Annotated in this window: 11 protein-coding genes; 10 read left to right on the plus strand and 1 reads right to left on the minus strand. The window is 69.8% G+C overall.

Annotation, left to right across the window (positions count from 1 at the left end; genetic code table 11):
* Positions 1-33 precede the first annotated feature (33 nt).
* The 10 genes from argC to AB0N59_RS14865 all read left to right on the plus strand — a co-directional run bounded on the left by argC (position 34) and on the right by AB0N59_RS14865 (position 10,363).
* The gene (gene argC / locus AB0N59_RS14820) at positions 34-1,086 is read left to right on the plus strand and encodes an N-acetyl-gamma-glutamyl-phosphate reductase (protein WP_363484973.1); all 1,053 of its coding nucleotides are present in this window, start codon (positions 34-36) and stop codon (positions 1,084-1,086) included.
* Positions 1,083-2,240 carry a bifunctional glutamate N-acetyltransferase/amino-acid acetyltransferase ArgJ gene (argJ, locus tag AB0N59_RS14825; protein WP_363484976.1) on the plus strand — a complete coding sequence of 386 codons (1,158 nt, stop codon included), beginning with the start codon at positions 1,083-1,085 and terminating at the stop codon, positions 2,238-2,240. Before argC ends, argJ begins: the two co-directional genes overlap by 4 nt.
* Positions 2,237-3,139 carry an acetylglutamate kinase gene (gene argB, locus AB0N59_RS14830; protein WP_204974050.1) on the plus strand — a complete coding sequence of 301 codons (903 nt, stop codon included), beginning with the start codon at positions 2,237-2,239 and terminating at the stop codon, positions 3,137-3,139. The genes argJ and argB overlap by 4 nt, the downstream gene beginning before the upstream one ends.
* Entirely contained in the window at positions 3,132-4,355 is a 1,224-nt protein-coding gene (locus AB0N59_RS14835; protein WP_363484979.1) for an acetylornithine transaminase, read from the plus strand. The genes argB and AB0N59_RS14835 overlap by 8 nt, the downstream gene beginning before the upstream one ends.
* Complete coding sequence (gene argF / locus AB0N59_RS14840) at positions 4,352-5,320, plus strand: ornithine carbamoyltransferase (protein WP_363484982.1); 969 nt, start codon at positions 4,352-4,354, stop codon at positions 5,318-5,320. The genes AB0N59_RS14835 and argF overlap by 4 nt, the downstream gene beginning before the upstream one ends.
* On the plus strand, positions 5,317-6,756 hold the full coding sequence (argH, locus tag AB0N59_RS14845) for an argininosuccinate lyase (protein ID WP_363484985.1): 1,440 nt from the start codon (positions 5,317-5,319) through the stop codon (positions 6,754-6,756). Before argF ends, argH begins: the two co-directional genes overlap by 4 nt.
* 77 nt (positions 6,757-6,833) lie before the next feature.
* The gene (locus AB0N59_RS14850) at positions 6,834-7,478 is read left to right on the plus strand and encodes a SatD family protein (protein WP_363484988.1); all 645 of its coding nucleotides are present in this window, start codon (positions 6,834-6,836) and stop codon (positions 7,476-7,478) included.
* Positions 7,475-8,224: a hypothetical protein gene (locus tag AB0N59_RS14855; RefSeq protein ID WP_363484991.1), complete on the plus strand. Its 750-nt coding sequence runs from the start codon at positions 7,475-7,477 to the stop codon at positions 8,222-8,224. Before AB0N59_RS14850 ends, AB0N59_RS14855 begins: the two co-directional genes overlap by 4 nt.
* Positions 8,225-8,252: 28 nt before the next feature.
* Positions 8,253-9,554 (plus strand): tyrosine--tRNA ligase, encoded by a 1,302-nt coding sequence (gene tyrS / locus AB0N59_RS14860; RefSeq protein WP_363484994.1) that lies wholly within the window; start codon positions 8,253-8,255, stop codon positions 9,552-9,554.
* A gap of 2 nt (positions 9,555-9,556) precedes the next feature.
* Entirely contained in the window at positions 9,557-10,363 is an 807-nt protein-coding gene (locus AB0N59_RS14865; protein WP_363484997.1) for a DUF4184 family protein, read from the plus strand.
* Positions 10,364-10,390: 27 nt separating this feature from the next.
* Here the strand turns inward: AB0N59_RS14865 and AB0N59_RS14870 are convergent, their stop codons facing one another.
* Positions 10,391-11,668: a CoA transferase gene (locus AB0N59_RS14870; RefSeq protein WP_363485000.1), complete on the minus strand. Its 1,278-nt coding sequence runs from the start codon at positions 11,666-11,668 to the stop codon at positions 10,391-10,393.
* Between the last annotated feature and the right edge of the window lie 136 nt (positions 11,669-11,804).

An 11,804-nucleotide genomic window follows, 5' to 3' on the forward strand; every position in this document is an offset into this window, starting at 1 on the left:
GGACGACCGAGCACCGACCGTTAAGGTGGAAGCATGACGTACTCCGTCGCCGTCTCCGGCGCATCCGGCTATGCAGGAGGCGAGATCCTGCGGCTTCTCGCCGCCCATCCCGACATCGAGATCCGCACCGTGACGGCGCATTCGAACGCCGGTCAGCCGCTCATCGAGCACCAGCCGCACCTGCGCTCGCTCGCGCACCTCACTCTCCAGGACACGACGCCCGAGATCCTCTCCGGCCACGACATCGTCGTTCTCGCCCTGCCGCACGGGCAGTCGGGTCAGTACACGGACGCCCTGGGCGACGTTCCCCTCGTGATCGATGCCGGCGCTGACCACCGGCTGACCTCGGAGGCCGCGTGGGACGCCTTCTACGGCGGTGCGTTCCACGAACCCTGGACCTACGGCGTGCCCGAGCTGCTCGTCGAGGGCGGCAAGCAGCGCGAGAACCTGCGCAGTGCGCGGCGTATCGCAGCCCCCGGCTGCAACGCCTCCACCGTCAGCCTGAGCCTCGCACCCGGCGTGGCGGCGGGGGTGATCGAGCCGTCCGACATCGTCAGCGTGCTGGCTGTGGGGCCGTCCGGCGCGGGAAAGAGCCTGAAGACGAACCTGCTCGGCAGCGAGATCCTCGGCACGGCCAACCCCTACGCGGTCGGCGGCACCCACCGGCACATCCCCGAGATCCGTCAGGCGCTCGCCGCGGCGTCCGGAGCGGCGCCCGACGGCATCCGGATCTCGTTCACCCCGGTGATCGTGCCGATGGCGAGGGGCATCCTGGCCACGTCGACCGCGAAGATCGCCGAGGGAGTGAGCGACGCCCAGATCCGCGACGCGTGGCAGAGCGCGTACGGCGACGAGACCTTCGTGCAGCTGCTGCCGGCCGGGCATTTCCCTCGCACGGCAGACGTGCTCGGCGCGAACACCGCGCTGATCGGCCTGGCGATCGACCGCGCGGCCAACCGCGTGACCGTCGTCACCGCCGTCGACAACCTCGTCAAGGGCACCGCCGGTGCCGCTGTGCAGTCCATGAACATCGCGCTCGGCCTGCCCGAAGGCCGCGCCCTCACCGTGAACGGAGTCGCCCCGTGAGCGTCACCGCCCCCCAGGGTTTCGAGGCGGCAGGAGTCGCCGTCGGTCTGAAGAGCACCGGCAAGCCCGACGTCGCCGTCGTCGTCAACCGCGGCCCTCGCAAAGTGGGCGCTGCCGTGTTCACCACCAACCGTGCCAAGGCGAACCCGATCATCTGGTCGCAGCAGGTGATCGTCGACCGGGTGGTCGAGGCGATCGTGCTGAACTCCGGCGGTGCCAACTGCTTCACCGGCGCCTTCGGGTTCCAGACCAGCCACCTCACCGCCGAGAAGGCCGGTGAGCTGCTGGATGTCAGCTCGGGAGACGTGCTGGTGTGCTCCACCGGACTGATCGGCACCGGCGACGAGGTCTTCCGCGCCAAGGTGCTCGACGGCGTCGAGCGCGGCATCGCGGCTCTCAGCGCAGACGGAGGCGACGACGCGGCCGCCGCGATCATGACCACCGACACCGTGCCGAAGACCGCCGTCATCAGCCGCGACGGATGGACGATCGGCGGCATGGCCAAGGGAGCGGGCATGCTCGCACCGGGGCTCGCCACCATGCTGGTCGTGATCACCACCGACGCCGATCTCGAGGCATCCGAAGCCGACGCGGCGCTGCGCAAGGCGACCGGGGTCAGCTTCGATCGACTCGACTCCGACGGATGCATGTCCACCAACGACCAGGTGACGCTTCTCGCCAATGCCGCCAGCGGCATCCGGCCCGACCTCGACGACTTCGCCGACGCGCTCGCCGAGCTGTGCCGCGACCTGGCTGTGCAGCTGCAGGCCGACGCCGAAGGCGCGAGCCACAGCATCGCGATCGAGGTGAAGAACGCCGTGACCGAGGCCGAGGCCGTCGAGGTCGGCCGCTCCGTCGCCAGGAACAACCTGTTCAAGGCCGCGATCTTCGGCAACGACCCCAACTGGGGGCGCGTGCTCGCCGCGATCGGCACCACCTCCGCCCAGTTCGACCCGTACGACGTCGACGTGTCGATGAACGGCGTGCGGGTGTGCACCGCGGGCGGACCCGACCGACCCCGTGAGGAGGTGGATCTGACGCCTCGCGACACGCACATCGAGATCGACCTCAAGGTCGGCGACGCCACGGCGACGATCCTCACCAACGACCTGACCCACGACTACGTGCACGAGAACAGCGCCTACGCCTCATGACGGATATTCAGGACACCGCCCCCGAGGAGGCCGCCGTCAAGGCCGCCACCCTCATCGAATCCCTGCCCTGGCTGAAGAAGTTCCGCGACCAGATCGTCGTCGTCAAGTACGGCGGCAATGCGATGGTCTCGGACGAGCTGCAGGAGGCCTTCGCCCAGGACATCGCCTACCTGCGCTACGTCGGCGTGCAGCCGGTCGTCGTGCACGGCGGCGGTCCGCAGATCTCGAACATGCTCGACAGGCTCGCCATCCCCAGCGAGTTCAAGGGCGGGTACCGGGTCACGAACACCGAGGCGATCTCGGTCGTGCGCATGGTGCTCACCGGCCAGGTGAACCCCCAGCTGGTCGCCAAGATCAACTCGCACGGCCCCATCGCCACGGGCCTGAGCGGCGAGGACGCCGGTCTGTTCGGCGGTCGCCGCCGCGGGGTCATGATCGACGGCGAGGAGGTCGATCTCGGTCGCGTGGGCGACGTCGTGCAGGTCGACCCCACGCCCGTGCTCGATCATCTCGCCGCAGGGCGCATCCCTGTGGTCTCGTCGATCGCGCCCGACCTCGACCACCCCGGTCAGTCGCTCAACGTGAACGCGGATGCCGCGGCATCCGCCCTCGCGGTCGCGCTGAACGCCCGCAAGCTGGTGATCCTCACCGACGTGCCGGGTCTCTACGCCGACTGGCCCAACCGCGACTCGCTGGTCTCGCACCTCACGTCGCACGACCTGACCGCCATGCTGCCGCAGCTCGAGTCGGGCATGATCCCGAAGATGCGCGCCTGTCTCGACGCCGTCGAGGGCGGCGTCGACGCTGCGGCCATCATCGACGGACGCGTGCCGCACTCGGTGCTCGTCGAGCTGTTCACGAGCAAGGGAATCGGCACGGAGGTGGTCAAGGATGCGTGAGTGGAGCGAAGACGCCGCGCGTGACCTGATGAGCCTGGGCGGGCGCCTGGCGCTGCTGACCCGTGGCGAGGGATCCTGGGTGTGGGACGCCGACGAGAACCGCTATCTGGACTTCCTCGGCGGCATCGCGGTGAACTGCCTCGGGCACGCCCACCCTGTGTTCGTCGACGCCGTCTCCCGCCAGGCCGCGACGCTGTCGCACGTCTCGAACTACTTCGCCTCGCCGGCGCAGCTCGAGATCGCCGCACGGCTGAAACGGCTCGCCGGCACGGGTGAGCAGGGGCGCGTCTACCTCGCGAACTCCGGCGCCGAGGCCAATGAGACGGCCATCAAGCTCTCGCGGCTGCACGGTGCGCGCTTCGCCGAGACCGAGGGCCGCGCACGCACGACGATCCTCGTGGTCGAGGGCGCCTTCCACGGGCGCACGATGGGCACGCTCTCGCTGACGCCCAAGGCCGCGTACCGCGATCCGTTCCAGCCCGCCCTCCCTGACGTCGTCACGGTCGAGCGCTCGATCGAGAGCCTCGAGTCGGCGTTCTCGTCGCACGCCGTCGCGGCGATGGTGGTCGAGCCGATCCAGGGCGAGGCAGGCGTGGTCGAGCTGCCGGCCGGGTTCCTCGGACGAGCCCGCGAGCTCACGACCGAGCACGACGCGCTGCTGATCCTCGACGAGGTGCAGACCGGATCGGGTCGCACGGGGGAGTGGTTCGCGTTCCAGCGCGAGGCCGTGACCCCGGATGCCGTGACCGTGGCCAAGAGCATCGGAGCCGGCTTCCCGCTCGGCGCGCTCATCACCTTCGGCGCCGCCAGCGATCTGTTCTATCCCGGCACGCACAACTCCACGTTCGGCGGCAACCCGCTCGCGAGCGCGGTCGCGAACGCCGTCCTCGGTCACATCGAGAGCGAGAACCTGCTCGAGAACGTCAACGCTCGCGGCGCGCAGCTGCGCGAGGCCGTGCTGTCGCTCCCGCTCGTGGGCGGCACGTCGGGCGCAGGCCTGCTCATCGGCATCCGGCTCACTCAGCCGGTCGCCGGCCAGGTCCGAGCCGCCGCGCACGAGCGTGGCCTGATCGTCAATGCGCCGACGGACGACGTCATCCGCATCGCACCCGCCTACACGATCGGCGACGACGAGATCGACGAGTTCGTCACGCGCTTCGGCGCTGCTCTCACCGCCGTCGCCCAGAATCTTCCCGACATCAAGGAGCCGAAGTGACCCGCCACCTGCTGCGCGACGACGACCTGACCCCCGCCGAGCAGGCGGAGATCCTCGACCTCGCGATCGAGCTCAAGAAGGACCGCTGGGCGAGCAAGGCGCTGGCCGGTCCGCAGACCGTAGCCGTGATCTTCGACAAGTCGTCGACCCGCACGCGCGTCTCGTTCGCGGTCGGCATCGCCGACCTCGGCGGGTCGCCGCTGATCATCTCGACCGCGAACAGTCAGCTCGGCGGCAAGGAGACCCCCTCCGACACCGCGCGCGTGCTCGAGCGCCAGGTCGCGGCCATCGTGTGGCGAACCTACGCGCAGGCGGGGCTGGAGGAGATGGCGCGCGGCACGCGCGTGCCCGTCGTGAACGCCCTCTCCGACGACTTCCACCCCTGTCAGCTGCTCGCCGACCTGCTCACCATCCGCGAGCACAAGGGCGACCTGCAGGGGCTGACGCTCACCTTCTTCGGTGACGGCCGCAGCAACATGGCACACTCGTACGCGCTGGCCGGCGTCACAGCCGGCATGCATGTGCGCATCGCGTCACCCGACTCCTACGCACCGCGCGCCGATGTGGTCATCGCCGCGCAGAAGCGTGCGGCGGAGACCGGCGGATCCATCACTCTCGTCACCGACCCGAGCCAGGCAGCGCAGGGCGCGGATGTGATCGTCACCGACACCTGGGTGTCGATGGGCAAGGAGGAGGAGAAGATCGAGCGTCTCCGTGAACTCGGCGGGTACAAGGTGACCACGGCGATCATGCAGCAGGCGGCATCCGATGCGATCTTCATCCACTGCCTTCCCGCCGACCGCGGCTACGAGGTCGATTCCGAGGTCATCGACGGCCCGCAGAGCGTCGTCTGGGATGAGGCGGAGAACCGCCTTCACGCGCAGAAGGCGCTGCTCGTCTGGCTGCTCGGCAAGCAGGACGACGCAGCGGGCGGTGCGCTGAGCGACGCGAGGGAGACGAGATGAGCGCGGATGCAGGTGCAGATGCACACGGCACGAATGAGGGAGCTCTCTGGGGTGCCCGGTTCGCCGGTGGACCGTCGCCCGAGCTGGCGGAGCTGAGCCGGTCGACGCACTTCGACTGGATCCTCGCGCCCTACGACATCGCCGGATCGCACGCGCACGCCACGGCGCTGGAGGCGGCCGGGTATCTCGAGGCCGACGAGGCCCGCATCATGCATGACGGACTCGACGCTCTCGCCGCCCGCATCGCAGACGGCACGCTGCTGCCGGATCCGGGTGACGAGGACGTGCACGGCGCGCTCGAGAAGGCTCTGATCGCCGAGGTCGGCGCCGAGGTCGGCGGTCGCCTGCGCGCGGGTCGCAGCCGCAACGACCAGATCGCGACGCTCGTGCGCATGTACCTCATCGATCACGCCCGAGTGATCGCCAAGCATCTGCTGCGCGTGATCGATGCTCTGGTCGCCCAGGCCGAGGCCCACCCGAACGCCATCCTGCCCGGCCGCACCCATCTGCAGCACGCCCAGCCGGTGCTGCTCGCCCACCACCTGCAGGCCCACGCCTGGCCGCTGGTGCGCGAGCTGGAGCGCATCGTCGACTGGCGTCGTCGCGCCGGCGTCTCGCCGTACGGCGGGGGAGCGCTGGCCGGTTCCACGCTCGGTCTCGACCCGGCGCTCGTCGCCAGGGAGCTGGGTCTCGACCGTCCTGCGGAGAACTCGCTGGACGGCACGTCCGCCCGCGACGTGGTCGCCGAGTTCGCCTTCATCGCTGCGATGACCGGGATCGACCTGTCGCGTCTGAGCGAGGAGATCATCCTCTGGAACACCCGCGAGTTCGGATTCGTCACGCTCGACGACGCGTACTCGACGGGGTCGAGCATCATGCCGCAGAAGAAGAACCCCGACATCGCCGAGCTGGCGCGAGGCAAGTCGGGTCGGCTGATCGGCAACCTGTCGGGCCTGCTGGCGACGCTCAAGGGGCTGCCGCTGGCCTACAACCGCGACCTGCAGGAAGACAAGGAGCCGGTCTTCGACTCGGTGCAGACGCTCGAGGTGGTGCTGCCCGCGTTCGCCGGCATGATCGCGACGCTGCGCTTCGACACCGAGCGGATGGCAGAGCTCGCGCCGCAGGGCTTCTCGCTCGCGACCGATGTCGCCGAGTGGCTCGTCAAGCGCCGCGTGCCGTTCCGCGACGCGCACGAGATCTCGGGTGCGCTGGTGCGCGCGTGCGAGCAGCGCGGCATCGGGCTCGAGGATGCCGACGACGAGCTGCTGCTGTCGGTGTCGGATCGGCTCACTGCCGACGTGCGAGAGGTGCTGTCCATCGAGGGGTCGGTGGCCTCGCGCTCGGGCGTCGGGGGAACCGCGCCGGAGAGGGTGGCCGAACAGCGGGCAGAGCTCGTCGCCCGGGCTCAGGCCGCTGCGCACGCCATCGGCCTCTGATCGACGTCTGGCCGGAATAGTCTGCACTTATAACCAATTAGGGCATAATACGAGACTATTCGTGCTATGGTAATGCCATGGTCGTCGCAGTGATCGCCGACATCGTCGGTTCACGTCGACTCCGCGACCGGGCCGCAGCCCAGCGGATGTTCGACGAGACGATCGCGCGCGTCCAGCGCGAGCACCCGCTCGCCGATCAGCCGCTGCAGCCGACGGTAGGCGACGAGCAGCAGGGCGTGTACAGCACGCTCGATGATGCCCTGGCCGGCGTTCTGCTGCTGCAGCTCGCGCTGCCTGAGGGCATCGAGTTCCGCTACGGGCTGGGCATCGGCGAGATCCGCGCGATCGAGTCCGCGCACCGCGAACTCACCGACGGCCCGGGCTGGTGGGCCGCGCGAGAGGCGATCGAGACGGTGCACGCCCGTCAGGAACGAGCCGTGCCGACGGCCCGCAGCTGGATTGTCGCCGCCCCCGGGCAGGATGAGGGCATGGAATCCAGGGTGTCGACGAGCAACGCCTATCTGCTGGCGCGTGACGCGATCGTCGTGCGCATGACAGAGCGCGAGCGGCGCCTCGCCTACGGCCGCATCGGCGGACTCTCGCAGAGCGCACTCGCCGAGCAGGAGGGCATCACGCAGCCCGCGGTGTCGAAGGCACTGCGCAGCTCGGGCGCTGCCGCGCTCCTCGATGGCCTGGCGCTCATGACGGGCGAGCGCTCATGATCCTCGCCGGGCTGGCACTTGCAGGGGTCGGCGCCGCAGACCTGATCCGGCGCTTCGCCACCCGGTCGGTCCTCCGCGTGATCCTGCTGATCATGCTGGGGATCGCGATCGTCGTGGCCGGCATTCTCAGCGACGCGGTGGTGCAGGCGGCCATCGCTGTCGTCGTCGGTCTCGCCTGGATGCGGTCCATGCCCCTTGACGCGACGGGCCGGGCATCCTTCTGGCCCGCTGTGCTGCTCGCGGTGCTGGCTGGCGCGACCACCGCGCTGATGCCCGAGCGCGATGCCCCCGGAATCATCGGCACGGTGTGGCATCTGCCTTCGCCCGAGGGCGAGATCGGCTTCGACGCAGCGGTGCTCGCCGTCGGAGTGCTGCTGGTCGCCGCAGAATCGGGGAACCTCATCGTGCGGGCCGCCCTCGACCGGGAGGGCACATGGCGTCCCGTCGAGTCTGGCGGGCGTTTCCGCGGTGGGCAGCTGCGTCAACCTCAGCAGGGTGCGTCAGGTTTCCAGGGCGGCAGGCTGATCGGCCCGCTCGAACGCCTGCTCGTCGTCGTGCTGACCCTCGCCGGTGCCTACTCGCTTCTCGCTGCGATGCTCGCGGCGAAGGGCATCGTCCGGTTCCCGGAGATCTCGAAAGATGGAGAGACCGGCGCGCGTGCCGAGTACTTCCTCGTCGGCAGCCTGGTCAGCTGGGTCGTCGCCCTGAGCGCGGCCTTCCTGCTGTGGTGGGGTGTGCACAGCTGAGCCGAGCGCCGCTGATAGCCTGGAAAGCGTGTCGAATCCCGCTCTGACGACCGCCTCCGTGGCGCTCGATCCCACGTTCGAGAACGTGTGGGACGAGCTGCTGTGGCGCGGCCTCGTCCACGTGTCCACCGATCAGGAGGCGCTGCGCGCCCTTCTCGCCGGGGATCCGATCACGTATTACTGCGGATTCGATCCGACCGCGCCGAGCCTGCATCTCGGCAACCTCGTGCAGCTGCTCACCCTGCGCCGGATCCAGCTCGCCGGGCACAAGCCGCTCGGCCTCGTCGGCGGCTCGACCGGACTGATCGGCGACCCGCGCCCCACCGCCGAGCGCACGCTGAACACGCGTGAGACGGTCGAGGAGTGGGTGCAGCGTCTGCGCGCGCAGGTCGAGCGCTTCCTGAGCTTCGAGGGCGACAACGCGGCTCGGATGGTCAACAACCTCGACTGGACGGCGCCGATGAGCGCCATCGACTTCCTGCGTGAGATCGGCAAGCACTACCGCGTCGGCACCATGCTCAAGAAGGATGCGGTCGCGGCTCGGCTGAACTCCGAAGCGGGCATCAGCTACACCGAGTTCAGCTACCAGATCCTGCAGGGCATGGACTTCCTCGAGCTCTACCGCCAGTACGGCTGCGTGCTGCAGACCGGCGGAAGCGATCAGTGGGGCAATCTCACCAGCGGAACCGATCTCATCCACCGTGTCGAGGGCGTGTCCGCGCATGCGATCGGCACCCCGCTGATCACCAACAGCGACGGCACCAAGTTCGGCAAGAGCGAGGGCAACGCCGTCTGGCTCGACTCCGAGATGTGCAGCCCGTACCGGATGTACCAGTTCTGGCTCAGCACTGCCGACGCCGATGTGATCGAGCGGCTCAAGGTCTTCACATTCCTGACGCGCGCCGAGATCGAGGAGTACGCGGCGCTGGTCGAGAGCGAGCCGTTCCGCCGGGCCGCGCAGAAGCGTCTCGCGCTCGAGGTGTGCGCCACGGTGCACGGCCTCGAGGCGACGGCCGCGGTCATCGCCGCGTCCGAGGCACTGTTCGGACAGGGCGACCTGCACGAGCTCGACGCGGCGACGCTGCGCACGGCTCTCGACGAGCTGCCGAACGCGACGGTGTCTGCCGGCGCATCCGTGGTCGAGGTGCTCGTCGCGACGGGATTGGTCTCCAGCGCATCTGAGGCGCGTCGCGCCATCGCGCAGGGCGGTGTGACGCTCGACGGAGCGAAGGTCGCCGACGACGACGCGACCGTGCACGGCACCCTGCCGGGCGGGGTGTCGGTTCTGCGCCGCGGCAAGAAGACTCTCGCCGGCGTCTTCATCGGCTGAACATGCCGTTCACGCCGAGCCATGCGGTGATCGCGCTGCCGTTCGCGCGGTCACCGCTGGTTCCGGCGGCGATCGCGGTCGGCGCGATGACCCCCGACCTGCCGCTGTTCCTGCGCGGCGCCGGCCTGTCGTACGGGTTCACCCACGGCTGGTCGAACATCGCCTGGACGACGCTCGTCGCATTCGTGCTGCTGCTGGTATGGCGCCTGGTGCTTCGACCGGCAGCAGTGGAGCTGGCCCCGGACGCCATCGCCGACCGGCTTCCCGACGAATGGCGACGTAGCGGCTCCGAGGCCGCTCGGGAGATGCTCTCCCCGCCGGGGAGGCGCTGGTACCCGCTGCTGCTGGTGGTCTCGCTCGTGCTCGGCGTGCTCTCGCACATCGCCTGGGATCTGTTCACGCATGAGGGGCGCTGGGGTGTGCAGGCGGTTCCGGCGCTGCAGCACATGTGGGGCCCGCTGGCGGGATACAAGTGGCTGCAGCACGGGTCGAGCGTGGTGGGGCTGCTCATCATCGGCGTCTTCGCGGTGCACTGGCTGATCCGGCGTCCCGCGGTCCGGCGAGTCCGGATGCTGCCCGCCTGGGTTCGCTGGGTGTGGATGCTGAGCCTTCCCGCACTGCTGGTGGCGAGCTGGATCCTCGGGCTGGCGATGCTGGGCCCGCTCGACAGCTCGTTCACCGTGCAGCACCTCGCCTATCGGGTGCTCCCGCCGGCGTCGGGACTGTGGGGCGCTGCGACGATCATGCTGTCCGTGGCGCTGGTCCTCATCGCGGGTGGCCGACGGAAGGCATCCGAGAAGCAGGCCTGACCGCTGCTGTCACCGCCCGCCGGCTTGTCACCACCACTCGGCGGCATCGCCGCCCCACGGGCGAGGCGGGTCGAAGACCTCCGGCGAACCGGGCCATCGCACGGCCGGAGCTACCGTGGTGATGCGCTGTCCGGCCACCTCGAACTCCTGCGTCCGTGCGGTGTAGGGCCCCTGTCCCGGCGACCCCTGGTCGCCGGCCGCGACGGGGGCGGCGTCGCGGGGCATCCCGAGCAGCTTCGCCGCGACCCGGCGCAGAGAGGTGCGCACCAGCCATCCGCCACCCACCTCGCCTCGGCGCCGCAGTGCGGTGGCCACACCGGCGGCCAGCAGGTAGCCGGCGGAGTGATCGAGCGCCTGTGCCGGAAGGGCACCTGGGGTCGCGCCATCCGGAGATTCGATCCACGAGATGCCCGAGTCGGCCTGCACGAGACTGTCGAAGCCGCGGGGTGAGCCGTCGCCGGGCCACGCACTGAGCTGGCCGATGACGAGATGCGGATGCCGCGCGGCCAAGGATTCGGGGGAGAGGCCGAGCCGTGTGAGACCACTCGGACGGTAGCCGAGCACGATCGCGTCGGCGTCCGCGAGCAGCGACTCGAACAGCGGCCGGTCGGCGACGATGTCGAGCAGCGCGGATCGCTTGCCGTGACCGACGTCCAGATGCTGCCAGGCGGGCTCGGGCAGCAGCGGTGAATCGATGCGCAGCACATCGGCACCGGCGAAGGCGAGGGTGCGGGTCGCGACCGGGCCGGCGATCACCCGCGTGAGATCGAGCACCCGCACGCCCGCGAGCGGAGCGTGCGCCGAGACCGCGCGCAGACGACGAGCCGAGGAGTCGGCGAGTCGGTGCGTCTCGACGACCGGATGCGCGCGCAGGGCGGCATCGTCCGGAGCATGCTCCCGTCGCACGGGTACGCACAGGCCGCCGGCTGACGCGATCATCCGCGTCGCGGTCTCGGCCGTCATGCGCGAGAGACGCTCGCCTATGTCGGGGGCCGATGCATCCTGCGGTGCGCCGATACCGGAACGCAGCGCGGCCGCGTGATGCGGATAGTTGCCGTGCGTGCGCACCCAGCCGTCGGTCACGCGCCAGAACCGGGACAGCGGTGACCACACATCGGGCGCTTCGCCGTCGATGAGCAGATGGCGGTCGCTGCGATAGGCCGCGGCGACCTGCTCGGGATCCGGCGCAGCCGATGCGCCGGGGGAGAGGGCGGCGCCCGCGGCGCAGACGCTGCTCCAGGCGAGCTCGCCCACGGCGAGATGCGAGGGCAGCGGCACGACGTGACCGGAGGCGGACTGTCTCATGAGCCGACCCTACGCCCGCAGAACCGCGGAATCACGCGGAAGCGGGGGTGCGACACGCCCGGGGTGTGGTGGTGATTTGCGGGGGTGGTGGGTGGCGCGTAAATTATTACTTGTTCGCCCCAAGCGGTTGAGCGGA

The organism is Microbacterium sp. NPDC089321, from assembly GCF_040684935.1.
Lineage (GTDB): Bacteria > Actinomycetota > Actinomycetes > Actinomycetales > Microbacteriaceae > Microbacterium.

What these genes read in the sequence shown, in the direction of transcription:
- argC (WP_363484973.1), top strand. Translation starts at nt 34, where the DNA reads ATGACGTACTCCGTCGCCGTCTCCGGCGCATCCGGCTATGCAGGAGGC.
- argB (WP_204974050.1), top strand. Translation starts at nt 2,237, where the DNA reads ATGACGGATATTCAGGACACCGCCCCCGAGGAGGCCGCCGTCAAGGCC.
- AB0N59_RS14835 (WP_363484979.1), top strand. Translation starts at nt 3,132, where the DNA reads ATGCGTGAGTGGAGCGAAGACGCCGCGCGTGACCTGATGAGCCTGGGC.
- argH (WP_363484985.1), top strand. Translation starts at nt 5,317, where the DNA reads ATGAGCGCGGATGCAGGTGCAGATGCACACGGCACGAATGAGGGAGCT.
- AB0N59_RS14850 (WP_363484988.1), top strand. Translation starts at nt 6,834, where the DNA reads ATGGTCGTCGCAGTGATCGCCGACATCGTCGGTTCACGTCGACTCCGC.
- AB0N59_RS14855 (WP_363484991.1), top strand. Translation starts at nt 7,475, where the DNA reads ATGATCCTCGCCGGGCTGGCACTTGCAGGGGTCGGCGCCGCAGACCTG.
- AB0N59_RS14865 (WP_363484997.1), top strand. Translation starts at nt 9,557, where the DNA reads ATGCCGTTCACGCCGAGCCATGCGGTGATCGCGCTGCCGTTCGCGCGG.
- AB0N59_RS14870 (WP_363485000.1), bottom strand. Translation starts at nt 11,668, where the DNA reads ATGAGACAGTCCGCCTCCGGTCACGTCGTGCCGCTGCCCTCGCATCTC.